Source organism: Phenylobacterium sp. CCH9-H3 (assembly GCF_001557235.1).
Classification (GTDB): domain Bacteria; phylum Pseudomonadota; class Alphaproteobacteria; order Caulobacterales; family Caulobacteraceae; genus Phenylobacterium.
In genome coordinates, this window is the sequence record NZ_LSJI01000202.1 from 1 (window position 1) to 855 (window position 855).

2 protein-coding genes are annotated in these 855 nt (G+C 72.7%); both read right to left on the bottom strand.

Features of this window, described 5'->3' with window-relative positions; all coding sequences use genetic code 11:
* Positions 1-2: 2 nt before the first annotated feature.
* Complete coding sequence (locus tag AX721_RS17690) at positions 3-224, bottom strand: hypothetical protein (RefSeq protein WP_068877303.1); 222 nt, start codon at positions 222-224, stop codon at positions 3-5.
* Between the two features lie 148 nt (positions 225-372).
* Positions 373-855: hypothetical protein (locus AX721_RS28035; protein WP_197422632.1), on the bottom strand; the 483-nt coding region annotated here is incomplete at its 5' end.

The window sequence follows — 855 nt, forward strand, 5'->3', positions numbered from 1 at the left end:
GGTCATGGCCGATTCTCCACCCGCCGCAGGACGCGCCGGCCGCCGGGGACGCGCTCGACCTCGGACCAGGCGGCGTCGGCGTCGGCGAAGGGCGCCTGATCCGGATCGAACCAGAGCCGTTTGCCCTGGCGGCGGCCCGGGCGGAGGAACCAGCGGTCGCGGCCGGGGCCCTCGATGCAGAGACGTTCGAGCTTGACCGTGCGGCGTTCGGGCATAGCGAACATAACGCGAACATCGACGGGGGAATCAAGCAACCGGACGTAGCTGCATTCAACCCATGGCCGGAGTTTGCCTCGGGGTCCGGCGATCTCAAGGAGGGGCCGGAGGCCGCCGCGGGCGCCAAGCCGGGTCCGACGTCGGATCGACCGTCCGCTAGGAGATGGACATCGCAAGCATTTCCGGTTCGCTCCAGCCGGCGCCTTTTCGGCGGAGGCGGGAGAGGACGTAGCCGCCGCAGAGGCCGGGGCACTTCCAGGTCTGGACGTGGAGCAGCTGTTGGCCGTCCGCGCTCACGTACGGGGCGGCGAAGCGGGTGATGAAGACCGAGCGGGCGCCGATGGCGCGGGCGGCCTCGGCATGGTCTTCGGGCGTGGCGAAGCGGACGCCGGGGGGCAGGCGGTCCTTCAGGTGGGGGCAGGCGGTCAGGAGGTTGGTGGGGCCGCGGGCCCGCCAGGCGGCGACCGCCGGGTCGTCCTTCGGGCCCATATCGGCCGGGGCGACGGGGGCGAGGTCCATCAGGCTCTGGGCGTCGAGGTTGCGGATCACCGTCTCGCCGAAGTCGCAGGCGAGGCGCTGGCGCTGGCTGTCAGAGAGCTGGCGGCCGGGCGCCGCGTCCGAGGGGGCGGGGCCTAGGGC